This window comes from Nostoc piscinale CENA21 (genome assembly GCF_001298445.1).
Classification (GTDB): Bacteria; Cyanobacteriota; Cyanobacteriia; order Cyanobacteriales; family Nostocaceae; genus Nostoc_B; species Nostoc_B piscinale_A.
The window spans coordinates 1,028,180-1,046,444 of sequence record NZ_CP012036.1 but is presented as its reverse complement, the minus strand read 5'-3'; the positions used below and the strand labels follow the sequence as shown (position 1 = coordinate 1,046,444).

Annotated in this window: 11 protein-coding genes and 2 pseudogenes; 7 read left to right on the top strand and 6 right to left on the bottom strand. The window is 40.8% G+C overall.

The annotated features are described in order from the left end of the window. Window positions 1-43 precede the first annotated feature (43 nt). A pseudogene (locus ACX27_RS04700) lies at window positions 44-1,385 on the top strand (TldD/PmbA family protein). A gap of 46 nt (window positions 1,386-1,431) precedes the next feature. Here the strand turns inward: ACX27_RS04700 and plsY are convergent. Beyond that, on the bottom strand, window positions 1,432-2,121 hold the full coding sequence (plsY, locus tag ACX27_RS04695; RefSeq protein ID WP_062289109.1) for a glycerol-3-phosphate 1-O-acyltransferase PlsY: 690 nt from the start codon (window positions 2,119-2,121) through the stop codon (window positions 1,432-1,434). A 148-nt stretch (window positions 2,122-2,269) separates the two neighbouring features. Then, window positions 2,270-3,749 (bottom strand): annotated as a pseudogene (locus tag ACX27_RS04690) (amidohydrolase family protein). A gap of 140 nt (window positions 3,750-3,889) precedes the next feature. Here ACX27_RS04690 and ACX27_RS04685 point away from each other — a divergent pair. Further along, window positions 3,890-4,684, top strand: a complete 795-nt coding sequence (locus tag ACX27_RS04685; RefSeq protein ID WP_062289106.1) for an aspartyl/asparaginyl beta-hydroxylase domain-containing protein — start codon at window positions 3,890-3,892, stop codon at window positions 4,682-4,684. Between the two features lie 75 nt (window positions 4,685-4,759). Here the strand turns inward: ACX27_RS04685 and ACX27_RS04680 are convergent, their stop codons facing one another. Beyond that, the gene (locus ACX27_RS04680) at window positions 4,760-5,737 is read right to left on the bottom strand and encodes a DUF4437 domain-containing protein (protein ID WP_062289103.1); all 978 of its coding nucleotides are present in this window, start codon (window positions 5,735-5,737) and stop codon (window positions 4,760-4,762) included. A gap of 58 nt (window positions 5,738-5,795) precedes the next feature. After that, window positions 5,796-7,136 (bottom strand): aromatic ring-hydroxylating dioxygenase subunit alpha, encoded by a 1,341-nt coding sequence (locus ACX27_RS04675; protein ID WP_062289100.1) that lies wholly within the window; start codon window positions 7,134-7,136, stop codon window positions 5,796-5,798. Window positions 7,137-7,358: 222 nt separating this feature from the next. Here ACX27_RS04675 and ACX27_RS04670 point away from each other — a divergent pair, with 222 nt between their 5' ends. Further along, window positions 7,359-7,757, top strand: coding sequence for a nuclear transport factor 2 family protein (locus ACX27_RS04670; protein ID WP_062289097.1), 399 nt, complete (start codon window positions 7,359-7,361; stop codon window positions 7,755-7,757). Window positions 7,758-7,791: 34 nt separating this feature from the next. Here ACX27_RS04670 and ACX27_RS04665 read toward each other — a convergent pair whose 3' ends face one another. After that, window positions 7,792-8,268, bottom strand: a complete 477-nt coding sequence (locus ACX27_RS04665; RefSeq protein WP_062289094.1) for a hypothetical protein — start codon at window positions 8,266-8,268, stop codon at window positions 7,792-7,794. A 236-nt stretch (window positions 8,269-8,504) separates the two neighbouring features. Here ACX27_RS04665 and ACX27_RS04660 point away from each other — a divergent pair, with 236 nt between their 5' ends. The 3 genes from ACX27_RS04660 (at window position 8,505) to ACX27_RS32745 (ending at window position 11,538) form a co-directional block, all read left to right on the top strand. Then, window positions 8,505-9,536, top strand: coding sequence for a 1-acyl-sn-glycerol-3-phosphate acyltransferase (locus tag ACX27_RS04660; protein WP_062289092.1), 1,032 nt, complete (start codon window positions 8,505-8,507; stop codon window positions 9,534-9,536). 196 nt (window positions 9,537-9,732) lie between these two features. Then, entirely contained in the window at window positions 9,733-10,026 is a 294-nt protein-coding gene (locus tag ACX27_RS35625; protein ID WP_144427576.1) for a PEP-CTERM sorting domain-containing protein, read from the top strand. A 576-nt stretch (window positions 10,027-10,602) separates the two neighbouring features. Next, window positions 10,603-11,538 (top strand): hypothetical protein, encoded by a 936-nt coding sequence (locus ACX27_RS32745; RefSeq protein ID WP_062289090.1) that lies wholly within the window; start codon window positions 10,603-10,605, stop codon window positions 11,536-11,538. A gap of 110 nt (window positions 11,539-11,648) precedes the next feature. On the opposite strand, the gene ACX27_RS04650 is transcribed toward ACX27_RS32745, so the two are convergent. Further along, window positions 11,649-13,094 carry a sensor histidine kinase gene (locus tag ACX27_RS04650; RefSeq protein WP_062289087.1) on the bottom strand — a complete coding sequence of 482 codons (1,446 nt, stop codon included), beginning with the start codon at window positions 13,092-13,094 and terminating at the stop codon, window positions 11,649-11,651. A 290-nt stretch (window positions 13,095-13,384) separates the two neighbouring features. Between ACX27_RS04650 and ACX27_RS04645 the strand changes: the two genes are divergently transcribed. Further along, on the top strand, window positions 13,385-18,247 hold the full coding sequence (locus ACX27_RS04645) for a GAF domain-containing protein (protein ID WP_062289084.1): 4,863 nt from the start codon (window positions 13,385-13,387) through the stop codon (window positions 18,245-18,247). The last annotated feature ends 18 nt before the right edge of the window (window positions 18,248-18,265 follow it).

Here is an 18,265-nt window from a genome sequence, read left to right as displayed (position 1 = left end):
TCCATCTGCGGTTAATTTAAAATCCAAAATCCAAAATTTGACTATGCCAAATATTACCGAAATCTCAACTTACGCTAAAGAAAATGCCGAGAAACTTGGCATCAAAAAAATTCGACATTTATGGCTCAACTATAGACGAAACTAGCGTCCAAGTAGATCAGGGTGAGCCAAAACAAGTTAAAGCTTCCAATCGCTCTGGTGTTACCGTGCGTGTTTGGAATGAACAAAACACAATTGGCATTACCAGCACTACAGATGTAGACCCCAAAGGCTTAGAATTAGCATTAAAAACTGCCTACGAAGCTAGTTTCTTTGGTGTCAAAGAAAACGTTCCAGATTTTAGTCCAGAAGCAACAGTTCCTATTGATCATCCATCAGAAGATAAAGCACCCCAAGCCCCAGTTTCTGAACTAATAGAAAAATTATTGATAGCAGAAAAAGAATTACTGTCGGCTCATCCAGCAATTCAAGGTGTACCTTACAACGGTTTAGCACAAAGAGATGTTGACAGATTTTATCTCAATAGTGATGGTGCAGTTAGAACTGAGTCTCACTCCATAGCATCCGTTTATCTTTACAGCAAAACAGAAGAAGAAGATAAAAAACCTCGTAGTGGGAATAGTTTTAGAATCAGCCGTAGTGTTGATGAGCTTGATATCAATGGTTGCATCAAAGAAGCCGCAGACAAAACTATCAGTCACTTGAACTACGAAAAAGTCAAGTCTGGTAAATATTTAGTTGTCTTCTCTCCTGATGCTTTTTTAAGTTTGTTGGGTGCTTTTTCTAATTTATTCAACGCTCAAAGCATTTTAGATAAGCAAAGTTTGTCTACTCCTGATGATTTAGGCAAAGAAATTGCTTCACCATTACTTTCAGTCTACGATGATGCACTGCATCCGGCTAATGTTGGTGCCGAAACTTTTGATGGCGAAGGCACACCAACTCGTCAGGTAAAATTGATTGAGAATGGTGTACTTACAGGCTTTCTTCACAGTGCTGGTACGGCTAAAAGACTAAATGCTCAACCAACAGGTAATGCCAGTATTGGTGCAAAAGTGAGCGTCAGTCCTAACTTTTATCATGTCTTTGCTGCTGCAACCCCTGAGCAAGAATTTAGTTTAGCAACTGCGGAAAATGTCATTTTAATTGATGATTTACAAGCTCTGCACGCTGGGGTGAAAGCTTTACAAGGTTCGTTTTCTTTACCCTTTGACGGTTGGTTAATAAATAAAGGCGAGAAGACAAGTATAGAATCAGCCACTGTTGCTGGTGATTTCTTACAAGTTCTCAAGTCTATTGTTTACCTAGAAAAAGAAGTCGAATTAACTCCAGGCGGTGTTTCTCCGAGAGTTTGGGTTGATGGACTTTCCATTACTGGGGAATAATATAGCAGGAGGACGACTGTCGTCCTCCTGCTATCACCCTCAACAATTAAACAGTTTGTTCTGTTTTTTCGGCTTCTGTAACTACTTTCTGTCCAATTTTGGGTTCAGTTCCAGCTAAAAGACGCTCTATATTACTGCGGTGGCGAATAATTACATAAAAACCACCAAGAATACTAAACAAAATATAAGGTAATGGTTGGTGGAAAAGTAACATCAAAATAGAAACAGCGATCGCACCAGAAATTGAACTTAAGGATACAATGCGGGAAATAGCGACAACAACGGCAAATACTCCCAAAGTTGCCAAACCAACTTGCCAACTCATCGCTAATAATATCCCTAAACTGGTAGCCACAGATTTACCACCAGTAAAGCCCAGAAATATTGATTTACTGTGTCCCAAAATCGCAGCTAAACCCGCTAATATCACCATCCAGGGTTGCCATAATTGCAAATCTACGGTTTTTGGAACAAAGTTGGAAGTAGCAGCAAAATTAAATAAAGCATAAACTAAAGCGATCGCAAATACTCCTTTTAAGCAATCAACTCCTAAAACAAAGGCTCCCGGCCCTTTACCCAAAGTTCTTAATACATTAGTCGCCCCCGTTGAACCAGAACCCACTTCTCGAATATCAATACCTGTTAGCTGCTTCACGGCAATATAGCCAGTGGGAAAAGAACCCAGCAAGTAAGCTACTACGAAAATCGCTGCACACAAACTTAACCAAATAGCCATAAACCATCCACACAAGAGTCCGTAGTCAATAGTTTAAACAATTGTGTCCTTGATGGTGCGATCGGCAGGGTGGGGTTCTTCGGTTTTAGTAAGTAATCAAACGCACATGATATTATTAGAAATAATCCATAAAGATTGTCTGTTAAATTTATCCCAGGATAGAGCGTTTTAAATAATTCCCAGTCGGTGAACCTAAAACCTGTCCGTTGTGATAAATCAAACTTCCTCGCAAAAAAGTACTCTTCACCCTCCCGCTTAACTCCATCCCCTCAAACGGTGTGTAACCTTGTTGTGATTCTGACTCAGCCGCACGTACCACAAAAGTTTCGTTGGGGTCTACTAACACCAAGTCTGCATCATAACCAACAGCAATATCTCCTTTTTGCAATAAACCAAAGCGCCGCGATGGGTTCCACGATAGCAACTTAGCAACATGGTTGTAAGACATTCCCCGCTTGCTACCTTCACTTAATACACCCGAAAGTAGATATTCTGTACCGCCAAAACCAGACTTGGCTAACCAAATATTATTTGGGTCTTTCGCACTGCGTTTTTGTTCCATAGAACAGCAAGCATGGTCACTCACTATCCAATCTACTTGATGATTCAGTACCGCTTGCCATAAATATTCCACATCAGCACGGGGACGAATTGGTGGGTTAACTTTTGCCCAAGTACCATTAGGACTATCAACATCTAATAGTAAATGCCCCACCGTCACTTCTCGCCGAAAATTAATATGAGGAAAAGCAGTTTGCATTGTCAACGCTGCTTCCATTGCTTTGCGCGAACTCAGATGTAACAAATTGATATTTGCACAGTTAGTTTCATGTGCTAGATAAGCAGCAATACAAATTGCTAAACCTTCAGCATGAGGCGGACGTGCGGCACTATAAGCTTGCAGTCCACTCAGGCTAGAATCGTTGGCGACTATTTTGGTATAAGCATTGAGAATTTCGGCAACTTCGCAATGCAAACTTAAGCTAATAGTATCTCGTGCTGTTGGATATTGTTTCATCAAGCGAGTTATCCCACGCATGATAAATTCAAAATGGGCAAAGTCGTAGCGTTCTTCTTTATTAATCATCAAAAATAAGTTTTGCTGGTCTGACAAACCATGCAACCCATAACCGCCATAAAACATGAAAATTTTAAATGAAGATACCCCGTGTTCTGTAAACAATAGAGGTATTTCGTCGATATGTTGGCTGGCTATTGGTGCAACATGATAGCTGTAATCAACAAAAAAATTACCTGCGGATAATGCCAATACTTCAGGAAAAAAATCTTGGTAGGAACCGCCTTTGTTGAGATAATATTGTCCCGTGCGAATGTAATTTAAACTAGTGGTGACTCCCCCCATTGCGGCGGCTTTACTTTCTGTGACTGCATCTTGATTGAGGGGTTGATAAATTCCAATGTGCATGTGAGCATCGACAACCCCAGGAAAGCCGAGTTAAATTTTTAGCATCGAAGATTTCTTTGGCTTGTGTGGCGCTAATATTAGGGGCAATTTCCGCAAATTTACCATCTTTAATGCCTAAATCCAGTAGTTCGACTGCATCCTGATGAGGGCGAACAACCTGAACATTTTTAATAACTTTATCTAATAAAAGAGGTTCAGACACAGTAGACCTCAGACTAAAATGAGTATATCCGCTTAAGTTCTGGCTGGGTTAACCAGAAATTTTTATATATTACTGGAACCTCGGCTAAAAACCATGATTATGTAATAGTTTTTTATTCAATTAATTCCAGGATAAAAACAATGTCAACTTTTAATGAATATCATCTCGATCCCAAGCAATTTCCATTTCTCCAAACTCTTCAAGATGAATGGCAAGTAATTAGAAATGAGTTTAGGTACTTCATACAGCAGGCATCGCCTGAAGAATTAAGATTTGCTTACGATGTTTTGGGGCCTAAAAGTAAAACAATTAAAACTAAAGGTAATTCAAAATATAGTGCCTTTGGAATTTTATTCCAAGGTTTATTTATTGAAAAATATATTCAATTACATCAGATTCAATATCCAGAATATGACACAGATGAGGCATCAGAAAAAGCTTTAATCTTAAGAAATAAATATTTCCCAAATTTGGCGAAGGCTATTAAAAAAGTAAATTTTAGTGAAGATAATATCCTGAGAAATGTTTATTTTGGGACATTCCATCCAGGCTTAGATATCAAGCTGCATGTTAACTATAACCCACACATGAATCGCGGCTATTTGGGCTTGATTGTGCCGGAGGGTGATGTGGCGATGAAAATCTGCCATGACAAACTTTATTGGAATGAGGGTAAGTTTTTGATTTTAGATCACAGCTACCCCCACTGTCCGCACAATTATACTGATTATGATCGAACTGTTTTGGTTGTAGACTTTTTTAAACCAGAAAAACCTAGAGCAGAAGTCAGAGGATTTGAACAAGAGCAAGTTACACAACGTATGCAAGACAATCCTTACAGTTTAGGTGTGTTTGGTAAGAGTGATCAGGCAAATGTAGAAGATTTTATCAAGTATGGTTTAGCTCATCAATTAGAGTGGGATAAGGCTTTGTAAGTTGAATTAAGTCACAGGCAAATGTCAAATAGATTGTTAATTTTTGACTTTAGACTTTTGCCTGTTATTGACTATTTACTTGTGCTGATTCAGCGCCGACTGAAGACGTGCATCATCTTGCTGAGTAATATCTGGGTTATGCAGTATCCAATAACAATCTAAGCGATCGCTCGTCCGAAATAACAGCAGTGCGCCACTTTCTGTCCAAAATGGGCCGTGGGGAACATGGGCTGGTCGCCAATAGTAACCATCTTTGCACATTGCTGCATAACGTCTATTAAATGGATCATCGCTCATCGACCAATGTCCCAGTACATCTCCACTGATGACATAAGCTTCTTCGGTAGTGGGATGACCTGCATAAAAGTTACCTTCTATCCACATTGGCACTAAACCAAGAACCCAGGTGGCGCGTCCGGTTTTTTTGTTGGTATACAAACTTTTACGCGCTGAACCAGGCGGTAAGAAAGTTGTGCTTTCCCATTTCATGGCGTGGAGTTCTTGCAATGGTACATACTCAGCCATGCGTGGGTGCGTCTGCATATTCGCGTGGTATAAAGAAGTGGCGGGAATTTGCTCTAGGCTGGCATAGTCTTCTGTAATATAAGTGGGGGTAGTATCTGGCATCCACAACAGAATTGTGTCTTCTTCAGTTTTCCAAGGGCCTGTAGGTATACCAGCGGGGATAAATGAGTAACTGAGATTGCGAAGTTTAAATCCACCTTGGCAAAGTGTACCTGTCAGGACGAAAATTTCTACATCTGTGGTGAAATGACCGATAGGTGCGTTCCAACCTTGTTTGAGGATAACTCGTTGTGTAGACTCACCAGTACTGTCGTTGATGGATAAAAGCTGAGTCGTACCATATTCACCAGTGACAAAGTTTGTTACCTCAAATGGCACTTGCGGGAAGTTAATCACTGAGTTGAGTGATGCTTCTGTTTCGATATGTTTGCGTCCTGTCCAAGTTTGATTACTTGTGTCTGTCTCTGGAAGGTTCACATTGTGATGTTGTAAATATGAACTTTTATTATCTTCGTATGCTTGCACCATATTTATTTCTGACTATCCATTAATTGATGAGTTACAAAAGTTAAATTTAGCTAAAAAACTAATGACGAGTATAGGCACGTTCAAATTTAGTTTTTAATTTCTGTGCCGCAAAGGCTAATACTACTGCTAATAAACCGCCTGCCACAGCTACAGGTTTAACCCAAGAGTTATCTGTAAGTATAGCTAAAGCCGCAAGAGCGATCGCTAACCCAATTAAAATTTGTTTGCTGAAGTTTGTCACTCGATAAGCTTGATTGCAAGAACTACAGATTTGAGTATGTTGGGATAATCTATCCAAGGTCAGCGAATTTTCCTGTAACTCATTACTATGAAAGTCTTTCTCTGAAGAATAACCTTGATAAAATGGCAATCCCTGACCAAATTTATCTAACCACTTGCGGTATTCAACTACTAATGTGTCAGAAGTTTTGAGTGGTAAATAAATTTCCTTGAGACTTTTTCCTAAACGCTCAATTTGTCTTTTTTGTTCGACAACAATTTGCAAATCACCTTCTAAAATGATGTTGCGAATCATAATATGGTCAAACCATCTAGGCATTAACTTCATTTGCCAAGGAAAGAAATTTCCATAATTTCTGACAAAAACTCGACATCTGTCTTTGCTTAAAGGTAGGGAATACAAAACTACTCCCCCAAATTTACCTGTATTACTATTGTCAGACTGATAAAGAACTAAATTAGGTGCAATAAAATTTAATAACGACCAAGGCTGATGCGGTTGTCTTGTGCTGCGCCATCTCCCACGAATGCCTGATAATGAACTATCAAGAACTTCTAGATCAAGTGGTTGGGCATTTTCGCGTTTACCAACAACACCATCATGGCTAATGTAAACATGGGCTGGGTCAATGACATTTTCAATAAAATATGTTTGGTCGTAAGGTAAATCGCGGATGTAATCTGTACAAAATACCCCTGGTTTGTCTAATTCTGGGATGGTGGGAATTAATTCTTCAATAGGTTGTTCTTGCCCAGCCCACATCCAAATTATCCCTTGGCGTTCTACCACAGGCAACGATTTCACACAGGCGTTGGCAGGCATTTTGGCATCTTGTGGTAATTGTGGAATATGCAAACATTGACCATCAATTCCAAATTGCCAGCCGTGATATAAGCACTCAATTCTGCCATCAATAATTTGTCCATCAGATAGTCTAGCAGCCCGGTGAGAGCAACGGTCTGTTAAACAACCTAATTTTCCCTCTTGATTTCTGAATAAAACCAAGGGTTCATTATATAGGGAAAATCTGTAAGGCAGGTCTTGTGGTAAATCTTGCGTAAAAGCAATGGGATACCAGCAGTTTTGCCAATCAAATTCTTGATGCTTTGCTGGTGTTGGTAAAGTCTCAGCAATTGCTTTATCGGGTGCGATCGCCATATATTTTTACTCAGTTTTTAGCTTAAAACATACAATAAAATAGTAAATATTATTATTGATAATTGTTAATTAACATTTAGGAGAGATATGAAATTATAAAAAATTTTAATATCTCTACCTAGAGAATGATGACTTTATACATACAGTCTGAATCAAACGTTTTGATGTGAGATAACAAATATAGTTTAGAGTTAATGCTGAGTGTATAACTAGTTAAGAACAATGACACAAGACCCTGCAAATACTTTAAAAGTTGCTCACCAAGCATTTGAACATTTTACATACGGTCTAGAAACAGGAGAATGGCAAGCATTTCTCGATATGCTTACAGAAGATTTTAGCTTATGGTTCCCGATGGGTAAGTTTCATGGTTTGAATGTGGGAAAAGAACGCGCCCAAGAGTTTTTTCAATATGTTTCAGAATCTTTTGGTTCGGGAATTACCTTAACTGCCGTTGACCGTGTTACTAGTAATGATCAAACAGTTGTTTTTGAGTTTCGTGACGAAGGTCTATTATTAGGACAACCTTACAAAAACCGTGTTGCTGTGTCTTTTGATGTGTGTGGCGATAAAATTTGTGCCTATCGAGAATATTTTGGTAGTGATGGTAAATCTTATTAATTGCCTAAGAGGCAATAGCCTATTACTACTAATGTTAATTGAGTTCTTTTAATTCTTGACATTTAGCCTCAGCAGCTTGATAAGCTGCTAAATATTCTTGACCTCCTAACATCACATCACCGTAGTATTCATAAGGTGTTGTGCCGTAAATTGGTAAGGGGTCATCTTCGGGATAATCTTCTTTTGATTCTTCGATGATGGCTTTGAGTTGTTTGGCGTTTAAACTTTGTGCTGCAAAATACCAAAGTTCTTGGTTAGCTTTGCTGATGTGGGGTAAATTGGGGTCAATGATGCGTGTGATGGCATCTTCTCCAGAGGTATCGTTTAATTCAATCCAACCATGTTCCACAGGGCGATAAGGTTTACCAGCATAAACTAAAAAACCTTGAACATAAATTGCCCCCTCTGTTGCTAATGCTGCTTTGTAAGCATTATCAAAAGTTTTATTTGCTTTACTTTTAATGCGTTTAGCAATTTCTAACGAAAAAGTTTCATCCAATACTTTATTCATTTACAGAGGAAATTTTAGTGCGTACTCATATTATTCTATCACTCGCGCAGACTTGATTGAATTGATTGAAATATTAGGCGATCGCTCTTGGTCTTCACAAGACTAATAACTATAAATATTGCTAAACTTCAGCAACAAATGTCAATTATTTTACATCTACAGCAGGATGTCTACCTGAATTCCCAAAACTTAAAATATATACTTAAGTATACCGTTGTCTAATCCGCATAACCACCGTGATTAATCAACACTCCGAGAACATCTTTCACCAGTCGCTAGAAACATCAAGTTCAGACAAAAGCTATAAATTTAGTTGGTTTGATTGGATTTGTCTGTGGTATCCGCCAGGATGGTTAGTTTTGTTTAACCGTCACTGGCAACATTATCACAGTGACCCAGATGGTTGGAATTGGTTGGAATATGTATTATTTTTGATACCGGGTGGATTTTATTTAGCACTACTAATTCGATGGTTGCGCTTGGGTTGTCGTTCTCCCAGAAAAGAAGTTGGAGAATTTAACCCCAAATATCAACAAGCTTTTCGGCAAGAAATTTTAGCCCCAATTGTGAAATATTATTTTCGGGGAGAACTGCAACAAATTGAGCATTTGCCACAAACAGGGCCAATGATTGTGGCGATGAATCATGCAGGTATGTGTTTCCCTTGGGATTTTCTGACTTTGGGTTATTTATTGAGTGAATCACAGGGATGGGTAGTGCAACCATTAGCCAATGTCTCTTTGTTTGAACATCCTTGGATGATTTGGTGGCTACCATCCCAATGGTCGCAAGTATTAGGTGCAGTGCGAGCAGAAATTCAAGACTTTGAGACAGCGATCGCTCAGGGTAAAATTTTACTGTATGCACCCGAAGGCATACGCGGGCCGGGTAAAGGCTGGCAGAAACGCTATCAACTGCAAAAATTCGATATCAGCTTTATTCAGTTAAGCGATCGCTATCAGATTCCGATTATGCCAGTAGTTTGCATCGGTAGCGAATTTTTGCATCCTTGGACTGTGAATAGTAAGAAGTTGCAACGCATCATCAGACTACCATTTTTACCCATATCACCATTAATGTTTATCTTGCTATTATTTCCCTCAATGGGAGTTTGGGCAATGAAAACACGCTTGCAATACTTTATCCAACCCTTAGAACAGCAGATTCATACAGGTAAAGACCGTGCTGATACTTATCAAAAAGCTCAAATCTTGAGAAATAAACTGCAAAATCAAATTACTAGAATGTTGAATAATGTAAATTCGTAGAAATATTCAAATTAATTATCAAATTGAAAAACTAAATCTAACGTTCTTGTTGATGTTAAGCACAGCCACCTTCGTTCTATCACACAGCACAGCAGCCTTAACCCTAGATTAATTTTTCGGTCAATAATTCGGCTCACGAACAACCAGTGTAGGAGTTACAGTTTCTTCTAGAGAAGGAAGTAGCAAACTAGCAGAGATAGCAACACCAGCACCAGCGCCTGCACCTGCTCCATCTCCCACAACTTACTATCAACCGCCTACTTCTCAGCCTCAACCTAAGAAAGTACCTGAACCTAGTACACTAGCTGCTTTAAGCTTGTTTGGTCTGAGTACTATCAGATTGAAGAAAGTTAACAAGAAAAATGATGGATGTGTAAGCTTCGGTAATATTTTTAAGCTTTCATCTTTAGCTAAATATGGGTTGAGAGGTGATGTTCACTTCTCAACCCATTTTTTTTATAGTGAAAATTACTTAGGCTTTTTATCTTGAAAATTGAATCAACAAAAGTAGTACTGATGCGATCGCCTTTACCATACCCTGTGATTACATCAATTAGGAAATATTGAAACAGTAAATTTCGCCAAAACTTATTTTTTGACCTCATAAACTCTTTCATTTATGAATCGAATAGCAGTAAAATTACTGTATTTTATCACACTTAGTTATGTATTTTTTTGCTACAAACACTTTTAGGGCATAACATCATGTACCTAATATAGATACATCAAACACTCTGCTTTTTGGTGTTGAAATTAAAGCTCTGATAAAAAAAATAGAAAAACTCTAGACTACTGAATTTTATTGTGCCAAATTATATTTATCTACCACCGAGAAAAGTCAAGAAATTAACTTTAAGTGCATCTTCGATTGAACTCAGTAGCAAGTAGAAGTTGCGGTTAGACAAAATTAGTGAGCTAACAAAGAGTTAAATACTTATTTACAAGCATAGATTAGCTTACAAAAAGCAATTTATAGCCTCAGTCTATCGTCACTTCAACATTTTATTTTGAAAGACATTTCCAGTTACAATTTCACGTTTCAGAAGCAAAAAGGAGCTTTAAAAAAGTGGCTCAAATCAATTCGCAAAAACTATTAGGTTTCCTCACTTGTGGTTTGTCGTCATTAGCTGTAGTTATGGCTGGACAAATGTCCCAAGCAAACGCAGCCTCTATGAGTTTTACTAGCACTAACTTTACAGGTGATCCATTACAAGTTAGATATACGTTAGATGACTCTATAGCTGGTGCTGGTAAAGTTCAGTTTAAAGTAGAATTTTTGACTGACTCAACCTATAAAAATATTGGTGACATCCGTGGAGTTTTCTTCAACATCAAAGATAACTCTCTTCTCTCTGGTCTCCAAGTCACAGGTGTAAATGGCACACCCATCACAACAAAAGATTACAGTAACAATGGAAAACTTGAAAAAGTCGGTCAAGCTAATCTAAAGGGTGATGGCAATACGCACACATTTGAATTTGGTGTAGAAATTGGTGTGCAAGGTATAGGTGGTGGAGATGATTTTCAAACAGCTACCTTTGTTCTATCTCACAGCACAGCAGCCTTAACTCTCGATCAGTTTTTTAACCAAGACTTTGGCTTGCGTGCAATGAGTGTTGGGGAGGCTGGCTCTAGTCGTAATGGTAGTAGCAAGCTTGCAGGTGTATCCGCATCAACACCTACACCAGAACCAGCACCAGAACCAGCACCAGAGCCAGCACCTGAACCAGCACCTGAGCCAGCGCCAGAACCAGCACCTGAACCAGCACCTGAACCAGCATCGGCACCTGAACCAGCACCAGCACCTGAACCAGCATCRGCACCTGAACCAGCACCTGAGCCAGCACCAGCACCTGAGCCAGCACCAGCACCTGAACCAGCACCTACTCAGGCTGAAGTTAAGTCAGTACCTGAACCTAGCATGATGGCAGCTTTAAGCTTGTTTGGTTTAAGTACTATCAGACTGAAGAAGAAAAATAAAAAAGATGACTTGCAAGCTTAAGTAAATCTTTTCACGTTTAGCTAAATATGAGTTGAGAGGTAACAAAAAACTTCTCGCTCAATTTTTTTATATAGCAGAAGGCAGGAGGCAGGAGCCTAATAGCTTATCCTCTAATTTTTTCTCACTTCTAACTTTTGTTGATGGCTAACTTCTAAAGGTAAAAAAATCGTCAACACTTCGCCATATTGAGGTCTTTGACGCACAATCAGCTTACCGCCAATCGCTTGGAACAAGTGTTTAGTAGCATTTAAATTCAAACTAATTGTCCCTGTCTCTGGTTGAAACATCAGCAATTGCCCCAGAGCCTTCCGAATTGGTGGTGTAACAAATGTATCTGCTGTTTCTGAGTCTTGGCACTGGGGTTGTGGTGACAATTGCAGCTTGAGTTGGTCGCCAGCGGGAATGACCTGTACTTGAATATGGCTCCCAGCAGGTAAGCTACGGGTAAAATTCTCCATCAATCCTGTCAGTACGCGATCTAACATTGTCGGATTACTGACCACTGTAGGTAATTGCTGGGGAACCACTACTTCTAAAGTGAGGTTGCGTCGAGATGCAGCTTGTTGCCAACGGGGAATACTCTGTTGCAGAACTTGATGCAGCGACATAGGCGTAAGATGAGTATTAGCCGCTTTTGTAGCAGCACAAGTTTCTAGTTCTGCTGCCTTGAACAGCAATTCCATCCGATCAATTTGCTCAGTACACTCATGATCAATAATTTCTAAGCGGTTAACCACAGCCGCAGGTAAATCACGCCGCTTGAGTAGCAGACGTGTCATAGTGCGAATGGTAGTTAAGGGAGTGCGAACCTCATGAGCAAAGGCTTGGAGCAATTCGACATCGGGAACTGGATGTTGGGTAGTGGGAATTGGTGTTTGGGAATGAGGTACATTGGTTGCGGTTTCCCACTCTTTCGCAACTTCTGGTTCTGGCAATTCTTGAAGTAGCAACTGACTAAACTGCATAGCAATGCGGTAATCTGGTGCTACTGGCGAATATTGCTGCACTAACCCGTCAAGTTCCGCGCAAAAATCAGGATTAGCCAGCATTACCCGCGCTCCGATCGCTCGCCATGCTTGCTGAACTATCTGGGGTTCAAAGGAAAAGGAAAATCTTTTGTTGCCATTTTTGCATTCTGCCAAAACCAAGACTAATCTGAATTTCTCGGTGAATACCAAGCAAAACTGCTCGGCACCTAGGGGATCAGCAGGTAGTATCGGCAGTACAGCTTCTTGAAAAGAATTTTCTTCGGCTACCGTGGTTGTGGTTGGCATTTGAAACGGCATCAAAGCCAAGGGGTTAAACGGCTTGGCTGTAAAAGTAACCGTCTGGATGTTTTGAGTTAATACTGGTTGACTAAATAAAGGTGCTGGTGCAGCTAATACTAGTGCTGGTGCAGCCCCAGAAGTTGTTGCTAAATTCTCAATTAATAAATGTTCTGTTGCGGCTAAACTCATTTGCCACTGTCGCTCTGCCTTGGCTGGTGAACATTCAGCCATAGTTGATTGACTGTCGGCTAAAACTTCACTCAGACTTGGCAAGATCCATTCGTACACAGGTTTTCACCTCTTGGTTGAAGAGCGACTAAATAAAGTAAAAACGTAATGTTTGACTACTACTTAAGAGGGTATAGTCATTTGTGTACAAGAGACAGTCGTATAACCGAACAAGATAGGCGCAATTTCCCCGTCATCTGGGAAAATTTTACATTGCATTTAATAGGGAACAAGTTACAGCTTACAGGAAGAGAATGTGTTGGCCGGAAATTACAAGCTAGAAAAATCCCAGAAATAAAACTAGATTGTAATGGGAACAATAAATTATATATTTCTTGGTCAATACATGAATGCTTAACCACACAACTTCCCTGACAGCATCAGAACTGAAGTCGGCGATTGTTCCCCATCCGCTCATAGTCAAACCAGAGACATTGGTAACGGAAGTAATTAACCAAATGAGTGGTATCCGAAATATTTGTGATACTACTCAAAGTCAGGATGGGCAACTAGATAAAGTTTATCTAGAAGCACGCTCTAGTTGCGTGTTAGTAGTAGAAGATGGCAGCTTAATCGGTATCTTCACAGAAAGAGATGTTGTGCGGTTGAGTGCAGAACAGCATTCTTTAGCAAATTTGGCAATTCGGGAAGTGATGACTTATCCAGTCGTCACTCTGCACGAATCTGATTTGACAGATTTATTTTCGGCGGTGAATTTGCTCCAGCAGTACCATATCCGCCATATACCGATTTTGAATAAGCAGGAGCAGGTGGTAGGGCTAGTAACCCATGAAAGTCTGAGTCATGCCTGTCGTCCGGTGGATTTGTTGCGGTTGCGCTTGGTGTCGGAGGTGATGATTACTGAGGTGATTTGTGCTTCTCCTGACAGTTCAATGTTAGCGATCGCCCAACTGATGGCTCAACATCAGATTAGTTCGGTAATGATTGTAGATACTGGTGGTAGCCCAATTCAACCGCTGCAATTTCCGCTGGGAATTATTACCGAGCGTGACATTGTACAGTTTCAAGCCTTGGGCTTGAACTTGAAACATTGCCTAGCTCAGATAGTCATGAGTTCACCGATGTTTACAGTAAAACCCCATGATTCCTTGTTGGTGGTGCAGCAAATCATGGAACAACGCTTCATTAGAAGATTGGCAGTGATCGGAAAACAAGGTGAACTCTTGGGCATTATCACCCAAAGCAATCTGCTACAAGCCCTCAACCCCTTGGAACTATACAAGTTAGCAGGAATGCTAGAAAAAAGGGTGATGCAATTAGAAGCAGAACATTTGGCAATTCTAGAAAGTCGCACCGTGGAACTAGAACAACAAGTTGACTTACGGACTAGCGCCTTGCAAGCCAAAATCAGCCAGGAGAAATTAATCGCAGAGATCGCTGTCCAAATTCGCTCATCTTTGAGTTTGCAAACTATTTTGAACACCACAGTTGAAAAGGTAAGGCATTTATTAAACTGCGATCGCGTCAATATTTGGCAATTTCATGTCGATGGGCAAATGACAATGGTTGCCGAGTCTACCAATTCACCAGTGACACTGGTGGGTGAACAAATTCATGACCCCTGCTTTTCGCTACATAACACAGATAGTTATCGCCAGGGAAAAATTCGTGTTGTTTCAGATATCTACACAACCCAATTATCTGATTGTCATCGCGAGATGCTGATGCGCCTGCACACAAGAGCCAAAATTTTAGTGCCACTTTTGTGTGGTGAACAATTATGGGGTTTGCTCAATGCAACCGAAAATCAACACCCCCGTGAGTGGCAACCAGAAGAAGTCGAACTGTTGCAAATGTTATCAGTGCATTTAGCGATCGCCCTTCAGCAAGCTACTACTCACCAACAACTCCAAGATGAACTGCGCGATCGCCAACGCATTGAATTGACTTTACAAAAATTGGTTGAGGGTACAGCCGCCGTCACTGGCGAGGAATTTTTTCCCGCTTTGGTCTGCCACATTGCTGAAGCCTTAGATGTCCCCTATGTGCTTGTGACTGAAAAACTTGGCGATGAATTACATACCTTGGGCTTTTGGGCAAATGGAGCCTTGCAACCACCAATTTCCTACCCTATGGCTCTGACTCCTTGCGAATATGCTCTGAAGAACGGGGAATTTTACTGCCAAAGCCAAGTCCAGTCATTTTTCCCTGACGATTTAGACTTAGTAACGATACAAGCAGATAGTTATCTGGGGATTGCCCTCAAAGATGATGACGGTAATGCCATTGGGACTCTTTGCATTATCGATTTACAGCCCATACAGGAAAATCAATATGCTGAAGCTATACCGATTCTCCAAGTATTTGCAGCCAGGGCAGCCGCAGAATTACAACGCAAAGCCGCTAATCATGCACTACATCGTTTGAACCAAGACTTAGAGCAGAAAATCGCACAGCGCACCCAAGAACTCCAGGCGAGAGAAGCACAATTACGAGATTTCTTTGACAACGCCACCGATTTGATTCAAAGCATTGCCCCTGATGGTCGAATTTTATTTGTGAATCGGGCCTGGAAAGAAACCTTGGGATATGACGATAGCGACTTAGAACAGTTATCGATTTTCCAAGTCATTCATCCCGATGAATTGGTACATTGCCAAACAGCAATGCACAGCTTGTTTGCAGGAGCTTTGTGCTTAGGGATCGAAACCAGATTTCTCACCAAAGCAGGCCGAGAAATTATTGTCGAGGGAAATGTTAATTGTCAATTGCAAAATGGACAGCCGAGCGCGACACAAGGTATCTTTCGAGATATTACCGCTCGTAAACAAATCGAGAAAACAATTTATCTCCAAATACAACGGGAAAAACTACTGCGAGAAATTTCCCAAAGGATTCGTGAATCCCTAGACTTGCAAACGATTTTTAACACTGCTTGTCAGGAAATTCGCCAAGTAATTCAAGCTGATCGGGTGGGTATTTTCAAGTTTTATCCTGACTCCAGCTATAACGATGGCGAATTTGTGGCGGAATCAGTAGGTGAGCGTTTTAGTTCAGTCATCGCCATTCCCATACATGATCACTGCTTTGGCAAAAATTATTCATACCTCTATGCTAAAGGTCGATTTTTTGCGGTTGATGACATTTATCAAGGTGGAATGAGTACCTGTCACAGTGACATCTTGGCTGAGTTTCAGGTGCGGAGCAATTTGGTGATGCCGTTACTCTGTGGTGATGAATTGTGGGGTTTGTTGTGTATTCATCAATGTGGCACAACTCGTTCTTGGCGACAGTCGGAGATTGAGTTTACCCAAGAATTATCCTACCAGTTGGCGATCGCCATTCAACAAGCCAATCTCTACGAACAAATTCAGGCGGAACTGTTAGTCCGCCAACAAGCCGAAGCTAAAATTGCCTTACAACTGCGGCGACAGGAAACCTTGGAAATTATCGTGCAGAAGATTCGGGAATCTTTAGATATTAACGAAATCCTGGCAACGGTAACTCAACAAGTAAAAGATGTACTACACTGCGATCGTGTGATCGTCTTCCGGCTGTTTGCTAACGGTAAGAGCCAAATTGTCGAAGAAGCTATATCTGAGGGATTGCCTAGACTCAAAGACCAACACTGGGAAGATGAAACTTGGTCTCAAGAAATCCTCGATTATTACTGGCAAGGCAAACCGCGCATTGTCCCCGATGTTATGCAAGATATCTGGACAAATTGCTTAGTAGAATACTCCCAGACAGGTCAAATTCAGTCCAAAATCGTCGCACCAATTCTTCAAGAAGTGCGAGACACAGAACATCATCGCTGGGTGACTCCTTGGACAAATAACAAGCTCTGGGGCGTTTTAGTTGTTCATGCTTGTCAAGAAAAGCGCCTCTGGAAAGACTCGGAAGCACAACTCCTGCAACAAATTGCCAATCAGTTAGCGATCGCAATTCAGCAAGCCAGTTTATTTCAACAATTACAGTTAGAACTCACCGAACGCCAGCAAGCAGAAGCAAAACTCACCGAAAGCAATCAAAAACTGGCAATTTCCAACGAAGAACTAGCTCGCGCTACCCGTCTCAAAGATGAATTTTTAGCCAACATGAGTCATGAACTCCGCACACCTCTCAATGCCATTCTGGGGATGACCGAAGGGCTACAAGAAGAAGTGTTTGGAATTATCAATGAGCAACAACTCAAAGCATTACAAACTATTGAGCGTAGTGGTTCCCATTTACTGGAGTTGATTAACGACATTTTAGATTTGGCCAAAATTGAAGCTGGGCAGATCAAACTTGACTATTGCTGGACTTCCGTAAATCATCTGTGCCAATCCAGTCTGGCATTTATCAAACAGCAGGCATTACGCAAGCAAATTCAAGTTGAACTGAAATTGCAAATGAATCTCCCAGAAATACTTGTAGATGAACGGCGGATTCGTCAAGTGTTATTGAATCTGTTGAATAACGCCGTCAAATTTACTCCCGATGGCGGACGCATCACCTTGGAAGTGACGCAAATTTCCTCCCCGATATCAACTAGCGATGCAACGATGCAACACTTCTTGCACTTCGCCATCCAAGATACTGGGATTGGAATTTCACCAGAAAATATCCAGAAACTATTTCAGCCTTTTGTGCAGATTGACAGCGCCTTAAATCGGCAATATACAGGTACAGGCTTAGGTCTGGCATTAGTCAAACAAATTGTAGAACTGCACGGTGGGCGGGTAGGACTGACGAGCGAATTAGGTGTGGGTAGTTGTTTTACAGTCGATCTGCCCTGTCATCCTATTGCTGATCTCGCACCGGAACTCACTACCAATTATCAAGTAATTAATACTCCAGAAGCTTGCTGCTGCACTACCGATGAATCGTCAAGTCTTACCCCCCTTATCTTGCTGGTAGAAGATAACGAAGCCAATATTAGTACAGTTTCTAGCTACCTCGAAGCCAAGGGATATCGTATTGTGTTGGCTAAGAACGGTCAAGAAGCTATTGATTCGACAAAGGCACACCATCCTGACTTAATTTTGATGGATATTCAAATGCCAGGAATCGACGGTTTAGAAGCAATTAGACAAATTCGCCAAAATCCTGAGTTCGTCAATACTCCCATTGTTGCCCTGACAGCCCTAGCCATGAGCGGCGATCGCGATCGCTGTTTAGCCGCAGGCGCTAACGACTACCTCAGTAAACCTGTCAAACTCAAGCAACTAGCAGCCTTAATTAAAAAGTTTTTCATAGGTGAGGGGTGATTTAGTAGGTCAAAGACT

What these genes read in the sequence shown, in the direction of transcription:
- plsY (WP_062289109.1), bottom strand. Translation starts at nt 2,121, where the DNA reads ATGGCTATTTGGTTAAGTTTGTGTGCAGCGATTTTCGTAGTAGCTTAC.
- ACX27_RS04685 (WP_062289106.1), top strand. Translation starts at nt 3,890, where the DNA reads ATGTCAACTTTTAATGAATATCATCTCGATCCCAAGCAATTTCCATTT.
- ACX27_RS04680 (WP_062289103.1), bottom strand. Translation starts at nt 5,737, where the DNA reads ATGGTGCAAGCATACGAAGATAATAAAAGTTCATATTTACAACATCAC.
- ACX27_RS04675 (WP_062289100.1), bottom strand. Translation starts at nt 7,136, where the DNA reads ATGGCGATCGCACCCGATAAAGCAATTGCTGAGACTTTACCAACACCA.
- ACX27_RS04670 (WP_062289097.1), top strand. Translation starts at nt 7,359, where the DNA reads ATGACACAAGACCCTGCAAATACTTTAAAAGTTGCTCACCAAGCATTT.
- ACX27_RS04665 (WP_062289094.1), bottom strand. Translation starts at nt 8,268, where the DNA reads ATGAATAAAGTATTGGATGAAACTTTTTCGTTAGAAATTGCTAAACGC.
- ACX27_RS04645 (WP_062289084.1), top strand. Translation starts at nt 13,385, where the DNA reads ATGCTTAACCACACAACTTCCCTGACAGCATCAGAACTGAAGTCGGCG.